Here is an 18,131-nt window from a genome sequence, read left to right on the forward strand (position 1 = left end):
ACGGAAAGTCACTGTCCATCCAATGACCAGTCAGTGACGCAAGGACTTCAGCGGAAACCGGCTGTTGCGTTCGTTGATCTTGTTCTGGCTTTCAGGAACCATGAAGTCTCGGGCCTCGATGACACCCTCCTGTGCCTTCCTGACTACGGGCAGCAGACGGGACTCATACCGTGTGAACGCGACGGACGGCTCGTGATTTGAGGCGTCGAGCTCCTCGGCAAGGATTGAGGCTCCCAGCATGGCCAGGGAGGTTCCCCTCCCCGAGAACAAAGAAGCGGCATGTGCGGCATCGCCGACCAGAACGATCCGGCCCTGTGACCAGCCGGACATGCGGACTTGGCTCACTGAGTCGAAATAGATGTCCGGAGCATCGCGTACTGCGTCCAAAAGGAAGGGAATGTGCCATCCGGCTTCATTCCGGAAGGCTCGGGTCAACAAGTCCCGTTGTGCAGCCATGTCGCGGTAGTCGTACTCGGTTTCAGGAGCGCGGAATGCGAACACGCCATAGGCACGATCGCCGTAGTCGTTGATGCCTACCATGCTGCCGGGACAGTTATACGTCCGGCTTTCGTTGACGATGCCCAGAGCGCCGCTCGGTAGGTCAACAATCGCGTAGTAGACGCCGAGGTGTTTGCGGTAAAGGTGTTCGGGTCCGTGAACCAACTTTCGAACAGACGAATGAATACCGTCTGCGCCGACGACTATGTCGAAGTTTGCCGAAGAGCCGCCAGCGAAGCCAACTTCTACACCTTGCCCAGTCTGGCTCAGAGCCACTGGCCAGTCGCGGTAGACGAACTTTGTGTCGCTCCCAATCCTCGCGTGGAGGATGTTGATAAGGGCTTCCCGTGAGATCTCGACGTCGTCCGGGGAGTCGTTCGCCATTTCCAGCGGCAGCTCAGCCACGGCATGTCCACTGGCATCTACAAAAGTTGTAAACACCGGGCGCTCATCACTGGAGACTTTGTTCCTCCGGATGGCGTCGAGAATGCCCATCTTGTCCGCTACGGCGAGAGCTTCACCCCTGACATCGATGGGCGTGCCGACAAGGCGCAGTTGAGGCGCCCTCTCGACCACGGTAACCAGATAGCCGATATCCGTAAGCTGCGCAGCAGCTGAAAGTCCGGCCATGCTTGCGCCCACGACAAGTGCCGTACGTTTGGAGCTTTGCGTGCGCGTCGGTTCAATGCGGGAGGAGTTTGTAAGGTTCGGCATCAGTGCCTCTCAGGGTCTACTGGAACAGTGGTTCGCTGGTGGAAATGGCATGTGACTGGGCATGAGCTCTGTCGTAGTTGGTCTTCAGGATCGGATTCCAATGTGCCCGAACTAGTCGTTCGAACTGTGGTTTGCCCAACACATGCGCAAGAACGTGATCGCTTGGCCCACCGCTTCGGCTTCCGCGAACACGCTGTCCCCGTGGTCAGCACCAGCAACAGTAATGAGTGTTGACGAGCGCCCGAGCCCCAGAAGACTACGGTGGAAGCGTAGGCTCTGTCCGAAACCCACCCGGTGATCTTTGTCCCCGTGCATGAAAAGGAACGGGGGAGTGGTCCCGTGGCCTGCAGCCAGCAGTGCCGGACTGGTCAGCGCGGCCCGCTCCCGATCGGTTGCGGGGTCGAAACCAAGGAACTGCCTCACGATCCGGGCCAGTGCGTCCATCTCCGACTCATCGTTCTCGAACGCATCCTCCCGCAGTGCCAGGAAGTCGGAGATCCCGTAGTGGTTGACTACGCCAGCAACCCGTGCCGTTGCGGAAATCGATGCTCCTGTAGTCCGGCCAAGGGCAGAATCGCCTGTAACCGCCACCATCGATGCCAAATATGCGCCTGCCGAGCTTCCCCACAGAGCCAAGGAGTCGGGGTCGAGGTTGAACTTTTCTGCGTTGAACCGGGTCCAGCGGACAGCTGCGCGTATGTCCTCGATCGGTTCAGGGAACCGGGCTTCACCGGACAATCGGTAGGAGACTGAGACGACCGCTATCCCGGCTGCGGGCAGGGACAACCAAGGCCCCATTGCCTTGATGCCCCCCAGGAAACTTCCTCCGTGTACATAGATGACTGCGGGGTATGGACCGTTGCCGTGTGCGGGAAGGTGAACGTCCAACAGCAACGGCCGCCAGCCCAGCGGAGTAGCGTACTGAACGTTCATGTAGCTGACCGTTTGGTCGAGCAGATGCTGCGGACTTGGCGTGAGCAACGCAGCCGGAGCCAGCTGATCGTAATCGAACGCCGGCATGAGTGTTGATACGTGTTCATCGGTTACATCAACCGGTGAAGTGTCGTTGGGGAGCATCCTGCTTTCCTTCTAATTACTGTACGAACCGGGACGCGGCTTCCAAGGACTTCCCTGTCTTGGAGAGTCAGTATCTTTTGCGTAGATCGGTGACGTTGCCCAAGTCGTTCGAGACTGTCGGAAGGTCGGTTTCACTGGGTGACTTTTCGCTGATGAGCTCCACTATGTAGTGGGTTGTTGGGTGATCGTCGAGGCTCCGAACGCGATGGGGAACAAGCGGCCCGGAGGAGCCCACTGTCTTGAATGCGACATATCCCGGCTGAGCAACCTGCTCCAAGGACCAGTCATCGTCGCCAAGTTCCTGGCCCTGGACGTGTCCGGCTTCCGGCCAAAGAATCACGTGGTCATGAAAGTGCTGGTGGTAGTCAAACATCCCGTTGGCGGGGATGGTCATGGACCACACACGTACGCGGTCGTTCTCGAAAATGAGCCTGTCACCGGGGGTAGGAGGAAAAGTAGCCTGGGTCATGATTCTCCCTGGATTTATCCGCTCCCTGACGAGGGATCCAAGTCTGATGCGCCTCTAACGTCAAAGATTGGATGTAAATGTGTAGAATTGGATCCGATCTGATGTGATGAATATGGCACGTTCACCGCTGTTCGTCAAGATGATCCCGAAAGTTCACCCTTCACAGGGGGCAGCGACCTGCGAACTCATCAGGCAGGTACTTGTCACCCTCTCTACTACTCCCATTGGATGGTCCTCCATGAGCTCGTTCCCGATCCCAGCCCCTCGTACGCCCGCGGAAACTGAACCTTCGATGCAACTGTGGGGAATGGTTGCCACACCCTTTCTTCCCGGGGGTGCCGTGGATGAATCATCCCTTCGCACACTGGCTCGGACACTGTTGGATCGGGGGTGCACATCGCTGGTTTGCCTGGGTGTACTTGCCGAACCGGCAAGCCTGTCTGCGACGGAGAAGATCGAGGTGCTTGCCGCCGTCTCCGAGGAAGCCGGTTCCGCGCCTGTGGTGGCCACGGTAATGAGTCTGGACCGCACGGCAGCAGTGGAGGAGGCCCGGGAATTTACGGACACTCTCGAAGGCAGGATTTCGGCGATCATGGTCCCGGTGTCACATAGCGACGACCACACCTTCAGGGAGAACCTCCGAGCGGTGCATGCTGCGAGCGGCCTGCCCCTCATCATCCAGGACCTGCCAAAGGCCACGGGTGTACGAATTGAGACCGCCGCACTCATCAAGGCGGTTGACGGTCTGGAATTTGTGCAGGCCATTAAATGTGAAGCGGAGCCAACTTTCGAGCGGATCCGGCACCTGGCGTCCAGGGTCAATTGTCGCCTCGTTGGCGGGTTCGGGGGCATCGGCCTCGTTGATGACCTGCGAGCAGGCGCCACCGGCATGGCGGCGGGGATTAGCCGTCCAGAAGTGCTGGCGCAGGCCATACACCAATGGCAATCAGGCGATGAGCGCGGAGCTTCGAGCCTTATCGCCGGAATCTCCGGCCTGATCAACCTGGAAACGCAGCAGGGGCCGAGCATTGCGATCAGGAAAGAGCACTGGCGCCGCCAGGGCGTCATCGAGCATGCAGGCGTTCGGCCGCCGACCATCCCGTGGTCGGCGGCCTTCGATGCCCATAGCCGATTCTATGGATTCAACCAAGCGTGACTGCGCGAAACGGCAGCTATACGCGGACGGCCTGGGCGTCTCGCTCAATCGCTCGTACTGGCCGTCCCAGCAGGTGCCCCGTGATGGCGACCACGATCGTGATTACGGCCGAGAGACCGACTCCGGCCGCCAGATGAAGATTGAGGAGAAGCGCTCCGACTGACGCTCCCAGACTGATGAGTACCACGGCGAAAAGGCGGCGAGCCCACGGTTGCGAGACCCGGGCTCCCAGCCACGAGTCCGCTGAGAGGCCTGTGATAGTAGATGTCACCACGACGGTCGTGACATCTTTGACCGCCAGATGGCGTGCCGCCGCCGCTTGGGCGCCCATCGTTGCTGCCAGTACGCCGGCAAGAGCGACATGGTTCAGTTCAAAGCCCGCATTCGACTCCATACCTAGATACACTGCTGCTGCGGCAAGAACAAGGCCGACGACCAGGAGAATACCTGTGGTCACGGAGCTCCAAGACGACGGCAGGCCCCGGAGCGCTCTACCGGCAATTGCAGCTCCTGCCATGAAGCCGGCGAGGGCAATGCTGGGCCCCAGGACAGGCAGTCCATCAGCGCCCGCCAATGCCATGCCGAGAATTACGACGTTGCCGGTCATGTTTCCGGTGAAGACTTTATCCAGACCTAAATAGCCCACGGCGTCGGCCACACCCGTGGAAAACGTAAGGGCGAGCATCAACCACAGGTGTACTGTTTCCGTTTTTATTGAGGTGCGCGTCACGGCTGAGAACCACCGACCACGGGGCGGCAAGCAAGGGTTCGGAGTATTTGAGAAGAAAGAATCATGACTTATGGTATCCAAAAACGTGTTTTAGGATCCAATCTGTTAATCTCTGTTACGACGACCTCGACGTTACGTGGACCTCAACTAATTCCCGGGCGTGTGCACTATGTTCAACAGTCAGCTGACGGGCTACTTCGGCGTTCCTCGTCTCGATCGCCTCTGCTATGCGCATGTGTTCCTGCGCATTGTCGGCAAGAAGGCGTGGATCTCCGCCCAGGGCTGCCCACGTCAGGTTCCGTGGCATTCGATGGTGGAGGGCGCTGATGCTGGCACTCAGTTGGCTGTTGCCTGCGGCTAGGATCACCGTGGCGTGGAACAGTTCATTGGCCTTGTACCAAAGGTCCTTGGCGGCCGTCTTGGATCCGCTCCGGGCTTTGTCTACCGCATCATTGAACCACTTGACAGCCTGATGGAGGTTGTCGATGTCTGCCTGAGTGCTGGAGCGGGCGGCCCTGTACGCGGCATGCCCCTCAAGGACGCCCCTGACTTCATACGCCTCAGCAATGTCCCGCATCGACGGCATCTGAACCCGCGCCCCACGGTTGGCGATGATTTCCACAACGCCCAGAGCCTGGAGGCGGTGAAGCGCCTCCCGGATGGGCATTCGGCTGACGCCGTACTCTTCCGCCAGGCGCTCTTGGCGAATCCAAGAACCGACGCCAAACTCACCGTCGCTGATTCTTTCCTGAAGTGCGTCAACCAGCGACTCCACGGTTTTGGCCCGGCCTTCAAGCTGCTGTCGGCGCGAACCGATATCAATAGGTTGTGTCACGAAGGCCTCCACTGTCTCGCTGTTGGGTCGTCAATTGGATCCTATCCGATTGCTTCTGCAGACTCCGCTGCGGCGGTGCAGAATGTCGGTGCCTAACGCCCGGCAGCGTACCCCTGGTTGCCGCGTGGGTTCGCCGCCGCTCCGAGCTCGTCCGTTTCCGGGTCCAGAGTGACCGTGGATAGCCGTCCCAGTGACCACCCATTCACGACGGTCACATCATGGCCGCGTTCGCGTAGTTCTGCGATCACGTGTTGCGGGAGGCGATCTTCCACGACGACGCCGGCCGCGTTCCAGGTCCGTGGCCAGAATGAGCTTGCCAAAGCACTGGTGTGGAAAGTGGGAGCATCAATTGCCTCCTGCGGGGTGTAGCCGCCCACGAGTGTTCTGAGTAAATACAGCAACTGCCATTGATCCTGCTGGTCGCCGCCCGGGGAACCCAAGGCTGCGACGGTTCGGCCCTCCCGCATAAGGAGGGTAGGGCTCAAGGTGGTGCGTGGCCTGGCCCCGGGCTTCAAGGCCGACGGGGAGCCGGCATCGAGCCATGACATCTGCAGGCGGGTACCGAGGGGGAAACCCAGCTCTGGTATAACCGGCGATGACTGTAGCCAGCCCCCTGAAGGGGTAGCGCTTATCATGTTCCCGAACCGGTCTACAACGTCCAGATGACAGGTGTCTCCGCGGGTTTCGCCCGAGATCCGGACCGTTGGTTCCCCGGCACCCAAGACAGAGGGGTGGTCGGCCGCGGTGACAAGGGCCGGCGGGTAGGGGCTCGTACCAGGAAGTGTTCCGGGCCGGAACTGTGTGGATGCGGACGCTGCAATCTGTGCTGCCCTTTCCCTGCCATACTCATCAGAGAACAGCACGTTGAGGTCAACTTTTACTTTGCGGGCATCACCGTAGTATGAATCCCGGTCAGCCATGGCAAGTTTCAGGGTTTCGATGATTGTGTGGGCGCCTAGTGCTGTTGAAGGGTCCAGGTGATCGTCGTCGAAATGCTTCAGAATAGCCAACGCCTGGAGCAGCACGGGGCCCTGGGACCAGAAACCGGCTTTGACGACGGTGACGCCTCGAAACTCCAAGGAGATCGGGGACTCGTCCGAGACCGCGAAACGGGAAAAGTCCTCAAGCTCTATGACACCGCTGTGGTCTGAACCGGAAGAGTGACGGTGGGGCTTTCGCGCAAACTCCACAATGGCCTTGGCAACGAATCCTTCCTTCCATTCCTCCCGCGCGGCATGGATCCGCGCTTCCCGGGTTCCTGCCGCATGACCCGCTTCAACGAGCTTTCGAAGAACATTCGCGTAAGCGCCGTTTTTGATTAGCTCACCTCCCTCGGGAACTCTACCTAGCGGGATCCACTGCGCGGCGGAAGTCGGCCAATGCTGTTCGAAGTGGTCAGCCATTGTTTCGATGACAGCGGCAGCTTGGTGCCCAATCGGATGTCCGAGCCCGGCGTAATGGATTGCATACTCGAGCACATCCGAAAGTTCCCAAGTGCCCTGATCGGCCAACAGGGTTAACCAAGCCTCGACGGCGGCTGGCACGGCTGCAGCCAGCGCACCGGCGCCGGGGACAGACTCCAGACCTTCGTTGGCAAAGTGGGAAATGGTCGCCCTGGCTGGAGCAGGGCCCTGGCCCATGAGAACCCGGGGGTTGCGGCCCTTTGGGGCATAAAGGGCAACCATGTCGCCAGCAGGCCCGTTCAAGTGGGGTTCCACGACGTGCAACACAAAGCCTGCCGCGACCGCTGCATCAAAGGCGTTGCCCCCTCGCTCAAGCACGGATTGCGCAGTAGCCGTCGCAAGCCAGTGGGTTGAGGCGCTCATGCCAAAGGATCCCTTGAGCGTGGGCCGCGTGGGAGAAGTCGACGGAGGGGTGAACGTCGTGGCTGTTTGAGTCATATCACCAGTGTATTCAATTTTTCTATGTTTGGATCCAATTTGATGGTTAGGTTTCCGGCAAGGGTGTCGACCTGCCCCAGCCCGAGTTCCTCGTCAGATGGTCCAAGAGTGGCTGCACGCGGTAGGGGAGTGGCGTGGAAACGGTCAGTGTCGTATTCGTGTGTCGCACGCCGGGAATATCCACCATCCTGGCGGCGGCGGACTGCACTCCCTGCAGGGTGGTGGAGGCCACCCTGACCATAAGGTCTTCCCGCCCGGCTTGCGTGGTGACCTCTAAGACCTCAGGGATTTTGCTGAGGGCGTCCACGACGCTGGTGAGTTGGCGCTGGTCCAACTCCAAGCCGATGAACGCCTGGACCGGAATGCCAGCGGCCTCAAGGTTCATAACGGGACTGAACCCCTTCAGAATGCCGGCAGTCTCCAGCCGCTGGAGCCTTCCCAGGACGGTATTTCGAGAGATGCCCAATTGGGCGGCGAGTTCAGCCACCCCCGCCCGGGCGTTTCCATGAAGGCGTTTGAGTAGTTCGGCGTCGAGCTTGTCAATGCTGATCATTTTGTCTAGATGACTCCGTCCTCATATTGCATAGCTGAACGTTTCGATTAGTTCAAGGGAAATGAATTGACCATATCACCCCGCTTAATTCACAGTTGAAGGACACATTGGTATTGGATCCAATGTCTGAACAAAGCAGGAGGCACCAGATGTGTGCGGCATTGTTGGACGGTCCGAGGGTTGCTGAAGGCAGTCCCTTCGAGATTATTGACGAGCACACCAGCGGTCACGAGCGCGTACGAATGGTTCGTGACAAGGAAACCGGGCTCAAGGCCATTGTTGCGATCCACAATTCGTCCTTGGGGCCGGCCCTGGGAGGAACACGTTTCTTTCCCTACCAAAGAGAAGCTGAAGCGCTCACAGATGTCCTTCGGCTGTCAGAGGGCATGACCCTTAAGGCGGCCGCCGCCGGATTGCCGCTGGGTGGCGGCAAAGCCGTCATCATTGGCGACCCGCACACAGACAAGTCCCCCGAGCTCCTGCGCGCATACGGGCAGTTTGTCCACGCATTTGGCGGCGACTACATCACGGCTGGTGACGTGGGGACGACGGCTGCCGACATGGACGTCATCGGTTCGCAGACGCCGTGGGTCGTTGGCCGCAACGCAGGGGGCTCGGGTGACAGTGGATACTCCACAGCGTTCGGTGTCTTCGTGGCAATGCAGGCAGCTGCGGTCTACGTCTGGGGAAGCCAAGGACTGGCTGGGCGCCGCGTCGGTGTTGAAGGTGCCGGGAAGGTTGGAAGCCAACTTGTCCGGTTGCTTGTCGACGCCGGAGCGGACGTCGTCTTGGCTGACAGAGACCCCATGGCCCTGCAACGCGTCTCAGGGACACACCCCGGGACCGACGTTACTGACCGGGTCCTGGACCAGGACATCGACGTCTACGCTCCGTGCGCCATGGGTGGGACGCTGAACCCCAAGACCATTCCCGCCGTCCGTGCCCGCATTGTCTGCGGTGCCGCAAACAATCAGCTACTCGACACAGACTGCGAAGAACAGCTGCAGTCCGCTGGCATTCTGTGGGTCCCGGACTACGTCGCAAATGCCGGAGGGGTGATCCAGGTTTCCTCCGAGGTCACCGACCTTGGAACCGAAGAAGTAACCGACCGAATAGCAAAGATCGGGCCAGCTGTTACCGGAATGCTCGAAGCAGCCGGGGACGGATCACAAACTCCGGCCCAGGCAGCCCGGGAACTCGTCCTGCGCCGACTTTCCGAAGCCAAAGGACACAATTCATGACCAGCCAACCGCTGTCTCTTCTCACTCAAGACGGGACCTACCAATCGCAAATGGCCCTCCCGCTGGACCCGGGGTCGATTGACTGCGCCCAGCTTCTGCGCGACATGATCATGACCCGCAGGGTCGACTCTGAAGCAATCGCGCTTCAGCGACAAGGCGAGCTCGGTTTGTGGCCGTCTCTCCTGGGCCAGGAAGCTGCCCAGGTAGGCGCTGCCGCCTCGCTTTTTCCGCGGGACGTTGTCTTCCCCACCTATCGCGAACATGGAGTCGCGTGGTGCAGGGGAGTGGACCCCGTGAACTTACTGGGTTTGTTCCGAGGGACGACGATGGGCGGCTGGGATCCTACTGAAAACAATTTCAACCTCTACACCCTGGTGATCGGGGCCCAAACGCTGCACGCCGTGGGATACGCCATGGGCATCGTCCGGGACGGTGATGTCGGCACCGGGGATCCGGAACGGGACAGGGCTGTCCTCGTCTTCCTCGGTGATGGCGCACTGAGCGAGGGAGAAACCAACGAAGCCTTTGTCTGGGCGGCGGCCCAAAACTTGCCGGTTGTATTTTTCTGCCAAAACAATCAATGGGCCATCTCGGCGCCCTATTCGGTCCAAAGTCGCGTGGCCGTGGCTCAGCGCGCCCAAGGATTTGGTTTCAAAGGCATCAGGGTAGACGGAAACGATGTGCTTGCTTGCCTTTCTGCTACACGTGAGGCCATGGCCGCCGCCAGGTCAGGCAACGGACCTACACTCATCGAAGCCTTTACATATCGCCGCAACCCCCACACAACATCCGACGACGACGGACGGTACCGCTCCGGTGCAGAAAACGATGTCTGGGAATTGTTGGACCCCATCGAGCGACTTAAGAACTACTTGGTGGGCTCAAACAAGATCGACCAGGACTTCCTGAGCAAAGTCGCGGCGGAGGAACAGGAACTCGCTGAGAAGCTCCGGGCAGGGTGCCGCGCCCTGCCCAACCCGGCGCCAGATCATCCTTTCCGGAATACCTATGCCGAGATGCCGAAAGAACTTGAGGATCAAATGATCGAACACCTGAATTTTGTGGAGGCTGGAGCATGACCTCCCAACCAAGCACTATGCCTATCGCCCACGCACTGAATGCAGGCCTCCGCGACGCGATGGAAGCCGACGATAAGGTCATGCTCATTGGTGAAGATATCGGTCAGTTGGGCGGTGTATTCAGGGTTACCGATGGGCTCCAGAAGGGTTTCGGCGACCTCCGGGTGGTGGACGCTCCCCTTGGCGAGGCCGGAATTGTAGGAAGCGCCATAGGACTAGCCATGGCCGGGTATCGGCCCGTTTGCGAAATACAGTTCGACGGCTTTGTTTTCCCGGCCATGAACCAGATCACCACCCAGCTCGCCAAGTACAGGCACCGCTCGGACGGCAAGATCTCCTTGCCCGTAGTAATCAGGATTCCTGTCGGCGGCGGCATCGGTGCCATTGAGCACCACTCCGAGTCTCCCGAAGCCTACTTTGCGCATACCGCTGGACTGAAGGTCGTGACACCCTCGTCACCCCAGGAAGCCTACGACATGATCCGCGCGGCGGTCCGAAGCGACGATCCCGTGATCTTCCTGGAACCCAAACGCAATTACTGGCTCAAAGGAGAAGTGGACCTGAGCCGCCTACCAGGTCCACTCGAGAAGGCCAGCATCGTTCGCCCTGGCGAGGACCTGACGCTCGTTGCATACGGCGCCCTTTTGCCCGTTGCCCGGAAAGTGGCCGACGTTTGCGCCGAGGAAGGCCGGAACGTTGAAGTCATCGACTTGAGGTCGCTGTCTCCCATTGACGACGAAACCATTGTCCGATCGGTGGAACGCACTGGAAGGTTGGTGGTGGCCCATGAAGCCTCACGCAGTGTTGGCCTAGGCAGCGAGATCGCCTCACGTGTCCAGGACGCCGTTTTCCATTCCCTCGAAGCTCCAGTCATCAGGGTGACCGGCTATGACACCCCTTACCCGGCAAGCCGCCTGGAAGAGGAATGGCTGCCAGGGTTTGACCGAATCCTCGACGCCATTGACCGCAGCTTCAGCTACTAACGGAAGGTAAAAATGACCATCAAGGAATTCGCCCTCCCGGACGTAGGCGAAGGGCTTACGGAGGCCGAGATCGTCAATTGGCTGGTAAAGCGCGGCGACAAAGTAGCCGTCAATCAGGCAATCGTGGAAATCGAAACCGCCAAATCGCTTGTGGAACTCCCTTGCCCCTTTGAAGGGGAAGTCAGCGAACTCTTGGTTCAGCAAGGCGAGACCGTCGATGTAGGCCGCGCAATCATCAGCATTGCCACCGCTGCAAAGAACATCAAGGCGACAGAACCCTCCGAAGCAGCCACCGACGACGACCCCAAACTCTTGGTCGGCTACGGGGCACGGGAAGTGGCAAGTCGTCGACGACGGGGTCCACGCATTGGACCGACCGCAACCACGCCGGCAACCACGCCGGCAACCGCCGTCGGCAGCCCCTCCGGCAACTCTGAGCGCGTAGCTGGTCGCCCCAAGGCAACGCCTCCGGTTCGGAAGCTGGCTAAGGACCTTGGCGTCGACCTCGGGATGGTTAGGGCAACCGGAAATGATGGAATCTGTACCCGCGCAGACGTGCTCAAGGCCCATTCAGACAGAGAAAACCTTCCGGCGACGACAGGCGAAACTTCCCGAAGCGGCACTGGCGATCTCCGGATACCTGTCCGGGGAGTCCGAAAGCACACCGCGGCAGCTATGGTGCAGTCAGCCTTCACAGCTCCCCACGTCACCGAATTCGTGGCAGTCGACATCACCCGCACCCTGGAGCTGAAGGAGCAGATAGCTCGTCGCCGCGAATTTGCGGACGTGAAGCTGACCCCGCTCACGTTTGTCGCCAAGGCCTTCCTCCATGCCCTGAAGAGCACGCCGGAAGCAAACGCTACGTGGGATGAGTCCTCGCAGGAAATCGTGCAGTTTGAGAAGGTGAATCTAGGCATTGCCGCAGCAACGCCGCGCGGCTTGATCGTGCCCAATATCAAGGACGCACAGCCCTTGCCGCTTGCCGGGCTGGCAGCAGCAATTTCGGATCTGGCTTCAACTGCCAGGCTTGGGAAAACCGAGTCCCAAGCGATGGCCAACGGAACAATTACCATCACGAACATCGGTGTTTTCGGGATCGACGCGGGAACCCCGATTCTCAATCCTGGAGAGGCGGCAATTCTCGCTGTCGGAACTGCCCGGCGTACCCCGTGGGTCGTTCACGATGAACAGGGTGAACGAATCGAGCCCCGTACGGTCCTCCAACTGGCGCTCTCCTTTGACCACAGGATCATGGACGGCCAGCAAGGGTCGCAGCTCTTGGCCGACACGGCGGCCCTGCTCCGTGAACCTGGCCTGGCACTGATCTAAGTCTGTACGGCACCCACCAAAAACATGGGCCAAATGCAGTACTACATCGTCAATGACTGGACCATCCTCGCTGGGGCCATGGTGGAAATCCGAATTGGCCGGGATTTCCTTCGAGAAGGAGTCGTTGAGTCCTACACACCCGACGGCTCCATCGTCTGGCTCGAACAGGGCCAGGGATTCGGCCGGCAGCTTGTGGACAAAAGCTCCGGCTTCAAGATTTACATTTCCGAAGACCGGCTCCGTGCCATAGGCCGGGTCCGATGACCCCATGGGTCACAGCACCACTTAACGACTCCTCAGAAAGAGAAACCATGACCGTACTCAAGGAGACGGAACCGTCTGTATTCGCAGCATGCGACGAACCCGGCCTGACGCCCCCGTACGTAGAAGCGGACTTGCTGTTCCTTTCGGACCTCTTGACTGACGAGGAACATAGGCTGTATTTGAAGGCACGGGACTTCCTTCAACGGCAGGTGCGGCCGGTCGCCGTCGACTTTTGGAATCGTGCTGAATTTCCATTCGAGCTCATTCCAAGCCTGGCCAGGCAACAGCTGACAGGCATGAACCGTCGTGGCCCTCTCCTCGCTGGACTGATCCAGATGGAGTTCGCCCGCGCGGACACCTCCGTATCCACCTTCTTCGGCGTTCATGACGAACTCTTCACGACCGCCATCCAGGAACTCGGGTCAGAGGAGCAGCGCCGCACAATCCTGCCGGATCTCCTTGCGCTCCGTAAGATCGGTGCCTTCGCCCTGACTGAACCCCTTCATGGGTCCGACATCTCCCGTGAAATGGAAACCTCAGCTACACGCTCGGGCGACGCGTGGATCCTCAACGGGCACAAGAGGTGGATCGGAAACGCAACTTTTGCCGACTTCGTCTTGGTTTGGGCCCGGGACACCGCGGACGGACAAATCAAGGGTTTCATCGTCGAAAAAGGAACGCCCGGCTTCCGCGCCGAGGCCATCAACAACAAGATCTCTGTCCGAATCATTCAAAACGCCAACATCACGCTGGATAACGTACGGATCCCGTTCAGCAATTGGCTGCCCGGCACTTCAACGTTTCAGGATGCCAACTCCTTACTGCTTCATTCCAGGGTTTGGGTGAGCTGGCAGGCAGTGGGACAACAGTTCGCGGCTTTTGATGTGGCAAGGGCATACGCCATGCAACGGAAGCAGTTCGGCAAACCAATCGCTTCTTTCCAACTAATCCAAGAACAACTCGCCAGAATGGTCAGCAATGCCACCATGTCCTTGTCGTTGATGATTCAGCTCGCCCGCCTCCGTGGAACCGGCCGCCTGACCATGGACCATGCAGCCTTGGCCAAGTCCAGCTGCACCGCCAACATGCGCAAGACCGTCGCGCTTGGGCGCTCGATCGTTGGCGGCAACGGCATAAGCACCGACTTCGAGATGGCAAAAATCTTTGCCGACGCTGAGGCGATCTATTCATACGAAGGCAGCTACGAGATCAATTCCCTACTCGTAGGCCGCGCAGTAACAGGAATCTCCGCTTTCGCCTAAAACTGCCCCCCTGTCTCCGCCCCACCACACATCACATAAGAGGACCCGGATATGGATCTCAACAACACATCAGCCATCGTCACAGGCGGCGCCTCAGGGCTGGGCGCGGCCGCAGTCCGTGCATTGGCAGGTCATGGCGCAGAAGTATTCGCCCTTGATCTACCCGGTGCCATTCAGGAAAGTATCCCCGCACGTGGCGTTCAATACGTCCCGGCGGACGTAACCGACGTCGACGATGTCCGCCAGGCCGTGGCCAGAGCCGCAGCCGGGGCACCGCTCCGGACCGTTATCAACTGCGCCGGGATCCTTCCCACCATGCGCATTCTAGCCCGCGGGGGAGTGCACGATCCGGTTGTTTTCGCCAAAGTTATCCAAGTCAACCTGATCGGATCCTTCAACATCCTGGCCAAGGCTGCAGAGGCCATTTCACTCACGCAGGCCGATGAACACGGTCAGCGCGGAGTGATCATCAACACTGCCTCCATAGCGGCCTTCGAAGGACAGATCGGCCAGGTTGCCTATGCTGCCTCCAAAGCCGGCATCGTCGGCCTCACCCTTCCAGCCGCACGGGACCTCGCGCAATACGGAATCCGCGTCAATGCAATCGCACCAGGTGTTGTGGAAACACCCATGATGGCCAGCGTCACGAACGAAATACGTCAAGCCCTGGCAGCCAGCGTCACATTCCCTAAGCGATTGGCATCACCCAATGAGTTCGCCCAACTGGCCATCTCGATCATCGAAAACGACTACATCAACGGGGAAACAATCCGAATGGACGGTGCCCTCCGGATGGCGCCTCGATAGCCGGGCCGGATCACCCCATACACAAACCAACCAAAGGACCAATCCACGGTGAACAACCACGTCCGTGTTTACAAGCCTGAGGAGAACCTCACCACACCGAACGATTCCAACATGGCCCAAGCAGACATTAGGAAGGGCCTTGCCGGCGTCGTGGTGGACTACACCGCCGTCTCGAAGGTCAATCCGGACACCAACTCGCTGCTATACCGGGGATACCCGGTCCAGGAACTGGCCGCGAAGTGCAGCTTTGAAGAGGTTGCCTACCTGCTATGGAACGGCGAACTGCCCGACGATGCCCAACTGGCTGAATTTGTTGCCCGCGAACGCGCCGGGCGTGCCCTGGACCCGGTGGTCAAGTCAGTTATTGACACGCTGCCCACCACCTCGCACCCCATGGACGTGTGCCGAACGGCTGCTTCCGTGCTGGGAGCCCGGCACGAGCTGGCCGAAGATTCATCCCCCGATGCCAACATGAAGAAGGCTATCGCTCTCTGGGCTGCGATGCCTGCCGTGGTCGCCTACGACCAGCGCCGCCGTCGCGGCCAGGACGTTGTTGAGCCCCGGGAGGACCTGGACTACTCGGCCAACTTCCTGTGGATGACATTCGGCGAAGACCCAGTGGACGAGGTTGTGGAGGCCTTCAACGTCTCGATGATCCTCTACGCGAGATCGGCATCCGCAGCGAAGAATCCATGGAAGAAGCCGCCGTACGGGCCCGGGCATGGATGGAAGACGCCCTGGCACAGAAGAAGAAAGTCATGGGCTTCGGGCACCGCGTCTACAAACACGGCGACTCCCGGGTACCCACCATGAAAGCGGCCTTGGACAAGATGATCGCCCACTACGGACGGCCCGAACTCCTGGGACTCTACAACGGACTCGAACAAGCCATGGACGAAGCCAAGGCCATCAAACCCAACCTTGACTACCCCGCCGGACCCACCTACCACCTCATGGGATTCGACACCCAAACGTTCACCCCGTTGTTCGTCGCCATCCGCATCACCGGCTGGACTGCGCACATCATGGAACAGTTCGCCTCGAACTCCCTCATCCGACCGCTCAGCGAATACAACGGACCGGAAGAACGGCCTCTACCGAAAAAGTGCGTGGCCAATGCCTGATCGCCAACTCTCGACGACACTTCAGCCTGCTCCTGAGACGTTCGGGAGCATTGAGCTCTCCTATGAAGGACGGTGGGCGTCATCCGCTTGAACCGACCCGAGGCTTTGACATGTACCTCGAGGACTGGCTCCAAGGGTGGGACCGGTCGTCAACGCCGCCTTCAGCATCACTTTGGACGCCGGAATTCAGTTCGAGCGAAGGCGCTTCCGCTCAATCTTCTCCAGCACAGGCCAAAAAGAGGGGATGCGGGCCTTCATGGAAAAAAGAAGGCCGACGTTCAGCCATGGCTAGCCAGCCGATTTTCCCGGCGCGGCCTTACATCGCAACGCACAAACCCGAAAGCCGGGACCCGCGCCGGGCCCCTACCGCTTATGCTGCCTGGCAGGAACGTCCTCGACCTCGGAGCTCTCCATGGCATGGCCGTAGCCCCGGCTCAATACCCGATTGCAGAACTCGCCAAACAACTCGCGAAAGTCCCGTATATATAGACATTGAGATGGACGAGATCAACGAAGACCTCTCCTCGACCTCCGTCGTCCTTGTCATTGGGGCCGACGATACGGTGGACCCTGCAGCAGCAGAAGATCCAAACAGCCCAATTGCAGGACTGCCCCTCAAACGAGGATGGTTTCGACACCATTGGCCATAGCTCCGAAAAGTTGAGGAGGTCAGGGGCCAGGCTCCTCCGAAGTACGCCAGTGTCCTGGCCGCCAAAGCGAAACGCCAAGTGGCGTCTGCCTTCGCAAGGAAGGCAGACGCCGTTTAGGGGAGTACTAGGACTTGCTGCCTGCAGGCAGCTTGCCCATGGCAGCCATGGCAATCAAGCCGATGGCTGGAATAAGCGTCAATTGGATGATTCCGGCGGTCTGCCACCCTACGTTGCTTTGCATGAAGGTTACGAAGTAGCCGGAAGCGCTGGCGGGTATATACATTGCTGCGATCATTAGGCCGCTGACTCGGCCGAGGTACTTTGGGTCCACAGATCGCTGCATTAGGGCGCTTGTATTCGTGATGAGAACTCCGCTGAAGGCAACGCCAAGCAGTGCCGAGAAGATCATGTGAACTGCCAGCGAGGCAGCGAAGCCAAATATGGCTACTCCCAGGACCATGATGGAAAGCAAACCCACGACGTTAAGCAATCGCTGGTCAACACGGTCTGCGATCGCGCCTCCAACGAGGGCTCCGAGGGCGCCGATTCCAAACATGCTCGCTGCCCAGCCAGCTTCTGCAGGCGTGAATCCCAGTGTCTCCCGTAGATAGGTCGGGTACAGCCCCAAGTACCCATAGATTGCGAAACCTCCCGCAATGGCCACGACGACACAGCACAGGACTCGCCGGTTGAAGAACCGCAGGCCAGTGGTCATCTCCGACGACGAGCTCGATGATGAATCCCCACGACCAACCTCCGTAAAGGATTTGGGCACAAGTGCCAAAACCAGGAAAAGGATAAGGATGCCAATTACACCGAACAGGATGAGTGGAATGCGCCAGTCGCCCGTTGCCGAAACGATGGCACCGCCAAGCAACGGGCCGGTAAAACCACCCAAGCCAAAAGCTGCACTGATAGAGCCAAGCGCCAATCCGCGGTGACGAGTGAAGTATGCCCCTACTGCCGCAAAGAGTGCAGCGACCTGCATTCCTTCGCCTACGCCAGAAAGGATTCGCCATAGTGCCATGTCCAGTGTTCCTGCGGCCACTGACTGGAGGGCACAACTGACCGAAAAGATCAGGAGGCTAATGAGAACCACCTTTTTACGGCCGAATCGATCGGCCAGGTAACCAGCCGGAACCCCAGCTAGCCCCATGCCAAGTGTGAAAATGGTCGCGATGATGCCCGCCTCGCCACCGGTGAGCCCATAAGCCGCCTTGATATCCGGCAGAAGGACGGCGAAGACCTGTCTGTCCATGGCATTGATGAAATACGAGAGATCCAGGACCAGCAGAAAGAAGAGCACGCGCCCGCTTAGCTCGGACAGCTTCAGGCCGCCGCTGTTTTGCTGGATTGTCGAGTCATTCCTGGAGAGCTTGGTGAGGTCTGGGGATGGCATGGGACTCCTACTAGGCCATTGGTTGGGGAGGCCGCGGCAAGCGGAGGAACATCTGGCATG

At 59.4% G+C, this 18,131-nt stretch carries 16 protein-coding genes and 2 pseudogenes; 10 read left to right on the forward strand and 8 right to left on the reverse strand.

Annotated elements, in window-relative coordinates:
• Positions 1 to 30 precede the first annotated feature (30 nt).
• From KSW38_RS06235 to KSW38_RS06245, 3 genes are all read right to left on the reverse strand, one after another.
• Entirely contained in the window at positions 31 to 1,212 is a 1,182-nt protein-coding gene (locus tag KSW38_RS06235) for an FAD-dependent monooxygenase (RefSeq protein WP_216923717.1), read from the reverse strand.
• 111 nt (positions 1,213 to 1,323) lie between these two features.
• Entirely contained in the window at positions 1,324 to 2,289 is a 966-nt protein-coding gene (locus tag KSW38_RS06240; protein ID WP_216923718.1) for an alpha/beta hydrolase, read from the reverse strand.
• Positions 2,290 to 2,356: 67 nt separating this feature from the next.
• Positions 2,357 to 2,758 (reverse strand): hypothetical protein, encoded by a 402-nt coding sequence (locus KSW38_RS06245; protein ID WP_216923719.1) that lies wholly within the window; start codon positions 2,756 to 2,758, stop codon positions 2,357 to 2,359.
• A gap of 307 nt (positions 2,759 to 3,065) precedes the next feature.
• Between KSW38_RS06245 and KSW38_RS06250 the strand changes: the two genes are divergently transcribed.
• Positions 3,066 to 3,914 carry a dihydrodipicolinate synthase family protein gene (locus tag KSW38_RS06250; protein ID WP_254186176.1) on the forward strand — a complete coding sequence of 283 codons (849 nt, stop codon included), beginning with the start codon at positions 3,066 to 3,068 and terminating at the stop codon, positions 3,912 to 3,914.
• Between the two features lie 16 nt (positions 3,915 to 3,930).
• On the opposite strand, the gene KSW38_RS06255 is transcribed toward KSW38_RS06250, so the two are convergent.
• The 4 genes from KSW38_RS06255 to KSW38_RS06270 form a co-directional block, all read right to left on the reverse strand.
• Positions 3,931 to 4,644 carry a DUF1275 family protein gene (locus KSW38_RS06255; protein ID WP_308169293.1) on the reverse strand — a complete coding sequence of 238 codons (714 nt, stop codon included), beginning with the start codon at positions 4,642 to 4,644 and terminating at the stop codon, positions 3,931 to 3,933.
• Positions 4,645 to 4,759: 115 nt separating this feature from the next.
• Positions 4,760 to 5,479 (reverse strand): GntR family transcriptional regulator, encoded by a 720-nt coding sequence (locus tag KSW38_RS06260; RefSeq protein WP_216923721.1) that lies wholly within the window; start codon positions 5,477 to 5,479, stop codon positions 4,760 to 4,762.
• 92 nt (positions 5,480 to 5,571) lie between these two features.
• A complete protein-coding gene (locus KSW38_RS06265) occupies positions 5,572 to 7,380 on the reverse strand; it encodes a gamma-glutamyltransferase family protein (RefSeq protein WP_254186108.1) in 1,809 nt (602 codons plus the stop codon).
• 46 nt (positions 7,381 to 7,426) lie between these two features.
• Complete coding sequence (locus KSW38_RS06270; RefSeq protein WP_216923722.1) at positions 7,427 to 7,933, reverse strand: Lrp/AsnC family transcriptional regulator; 507 nt, start codon at positions 7,931 to 7,933, stop codon at positions 7,427 to 7,429.
• A 149-nt stretch (positions 7,934 to 8,082) separates the two neighbouring features.
• On the opposite strand from KSW38_RS06270, the gene KSW38_RS06275 reads away from it, so the two are divergent.
• The 9 genes and pseudogenes from KSW38_RS06275 to KSW38_RS06315 form a co-directional block, all read left to right on the forward strand.
• Positions 8,083 to 9,174, forward strand: coding sequence for a Glu/Leu/Phe/Val family dehydrogenase (locus tag KSW38_RS06275; RefSeq protein WP_216923723.1), 1,092 nt, complete (start codon positions 8,083 to 8,085; stop codon positions 9,172 to 9,174).
• On the forward strand, positions 9,171 to 10,253 hold the full coding sequence (locus tag KSW38_RS06280; protein WP_216923724.1) for a thiamine pyrophosphate-dependent enzyme: 1,083 nt from the start codon (positions 9,171 to 9,173) through the stop codon (positions 10,251 to 10,253). Before KSW38_RS06275 ends, KSW38_RS06280 begins: the two co-directional genes overlap by 4 nt.
• Positions 10,250 to 11,236 carry an alpha-ketoacid dehydrogenase subunit beta gene (locus KSW38_RS06285; protein ID WP_216923725.1) on the forward strand — a complete coding sequence of 329 codons (987 nt, stop codon included), beginning with the start codon at positions 10,250 to 10,252 and terminating at the stop codon, positions 11,234 to 11,236. Before KSW38_RS06280 ends, KSW38_RS06285 begins: the two co-directional genes overlap by 4 nt.
• A 12-nt stretch (positions 11,237 to 11,248) precedes the next feature.
• The gene (locus KSW38_RS06290) at positions 11,249 to 12,565 is read left to right on the forward strand and encodes a dihydrolipoamide acetyltransferase family protein (RefSeq protein WP_216923726.1); all 1,317 of its coding nucleotides are present in this window, start codon (positions 11,249 to 11,251) and stop codon (positions 12,563 to 12,565) included.
• A 33-nt stretch (positions 12,566 to 12,598) separates the two neighbouring features.
• Positions 12,599 to 12,829: a hypothetical protein gene (locus tag KSW38_RS06295; RefSeq protein ID WP_216923727.1), complete on the forward strand. Its 231-nt coding sequence runs from the start codon at positions 12,599 to 12,601 to the stop codon at positions 12,827 to 12,829.
• Positions 12,830 to 12,876: 47 nt separating this feature from the next.
• The gene (locus KSW38_RS06300) at positions 12,877 to 14,091 is read left to right on the forward strand and encodes an acyl-CoA dehydrogenase family protein (protein WP_216923728.1); all 1,215 of its coding nucleotides are present in this window, start codon (positions 12,877 to 12,879) and stop codon (positions 14,089 to 14,091) included.
• Between the two features lie 51 nt (positions 14,092 to 14,142).
• The gene (locus KSW38_RS06305; protein ID WP_216923729.1) at positions 14,143 to 14,898 is read left to right on the forward strand and encodes an SDR family NAD(P)-dependent oxidoreductase; all 756 of its coding nucleotides are present in this window, start codon (positions 14,143 to 14,145) and stop codon (positions 14,896 to 14,898) included.
• A 111-nt stretch (positions 14,899 to 15,009) separates the two neighbouring features.
• Positions 15,010 to 16,022: pseudogene (locus KSW38_RS06310) on the forward strand (citrate/2-methylcitrate synthase).
• Between the two features lie 411 nt (positions 16,023 to 16,433).
• Positions 16,434 to 16,651: pseudogene (locus tag KSW38_RS06315) on the forward strand (NAD(P)(+) transhydrogenase (Re/Si-specific) subunit beta); the annotation flags it as partial.
• 145 nt (positions 16,652 to 16,796) lie between these two features.
• On the opposite strand, the gene KSW38_RS06320 reads toward KSW38_RS06315, so the two are convergent.
• Positions 16,797 to 18,071 (reverse strand): MFS transporter, encoded by a 1,275-nt coding sequence (locus KSW38_RS06320; RefSeq protein ID WP_216923730.1) that lies wholly within the window; start codon positions 18,069 to 18,071, stop codon positions 16,797 to 16,799.
• Between the last annotated feature and the right edge of the window lie 60 nt (positions 18,072 to 18,131).

Source organism: Paenarthrobacter aromaticivorans (genome assembly GCF_019038615.1).
Classification (GTDB): domain Bacteria; phylum Actinomycetota; class Actinomycetes; order Actinomycetales; family Micrococcaceae; genus Arthrobacter; species Arthrobacter aromaticivorans.

Coding starts and splice junctions, on each gene's coding strand:
- KSW38_RS06235 (WP_216923717.1), bottom strand. CDS start 1,212: ATGCCGAACCTTACAAACTCCTCCCGCATTGAACCGACGCGCACGCAA.
- KSW38_RS06240 (WP_216923718.1), bottom strand. CDS start 2,289: ATGCTCCCCAACGACACTTCACCGGTTGATGTAACCGATGAACACGTA.
- KSW38_RS06245 (WP_216923719.1), bottom strand. CDS start 2,758: ATGACCCAGGCTACTTTTCCTCCTACCCCCGGTGACAGGCTCATTTTC.
- KSW38_RS06250 (WP_254186176.1), top strand. CDS start 3,066: ATGGTTGCCACACCCTTTCTTCCCGGGGGTGCCGTGGATGAATCATCC.
- KSW38_RS06265 (WP_254186108.1), bottom strand. CDS start 7,380: ATGACTCAAACAGCCACGACGTTCACCCCTCCGTCGACTTCTCCCACG.
- KSW38_RS06270 (WP_216923722.1), bottom strand. CDS start 7,933: ATGATCAGCATTGACAAGCTCGACGCCGAACTACTCAAACGCCTTCAT.
- KSW38_RS06275 (WP_216923723.1), top strand. CDS start 8,083: ATGTGTGCGGCATTGTTGGACGGTCCGAGGGTTGCTGAAGGCAGTCCC.
- KSW38_RS06280 (WP_216923724.1), top strand. CDS start 9,171: ATGACCAGCCAACCGCTGTCTCTTCTCACTCAAGACGGGACCTACCAA.
- KSW38_RS06285 (WP_216923725.1), top strand. CDS start 10,250: ATGACCTCCCAACCAAGCACTATGCCTATCGCCCACGCACTGAATGCA.
- KSW38_RS06290 (WP_216923726.1), top strand. CDS start 11,249: ATGACCATCAAGGAATTCGCCCTCCCGGACGTAGGCGAAGGGCTTACG.
- KSW38_RS06295 (WP_216923727.1), top strand. CDS start 12,599: ATGCAGTACTACATCGTCAATGACTGGACCATCCTCGCTGGGGCCATG.
- KSW38_RS06300 (WP_216923728.1), top strand. CDS start 12,877: ATGACCGTACTCAAGGAGACGGAACCGTCTGTATTCGCAGCATGCGAC.
- KSW38_RS06305 (WP_216923729.1), top strand. CDS start 14,143: ATGGATCTCAACAACACATCAGCCATCGTCACAGGCGGCGCCTCAGGG.
- KSW38_RS06320 (WP_216923730.1), bottom strand. CDS start 18,071: ATGCCATCCCCAGACCTCACCAAGCTCTCCAGGAATGACTCGACAATC.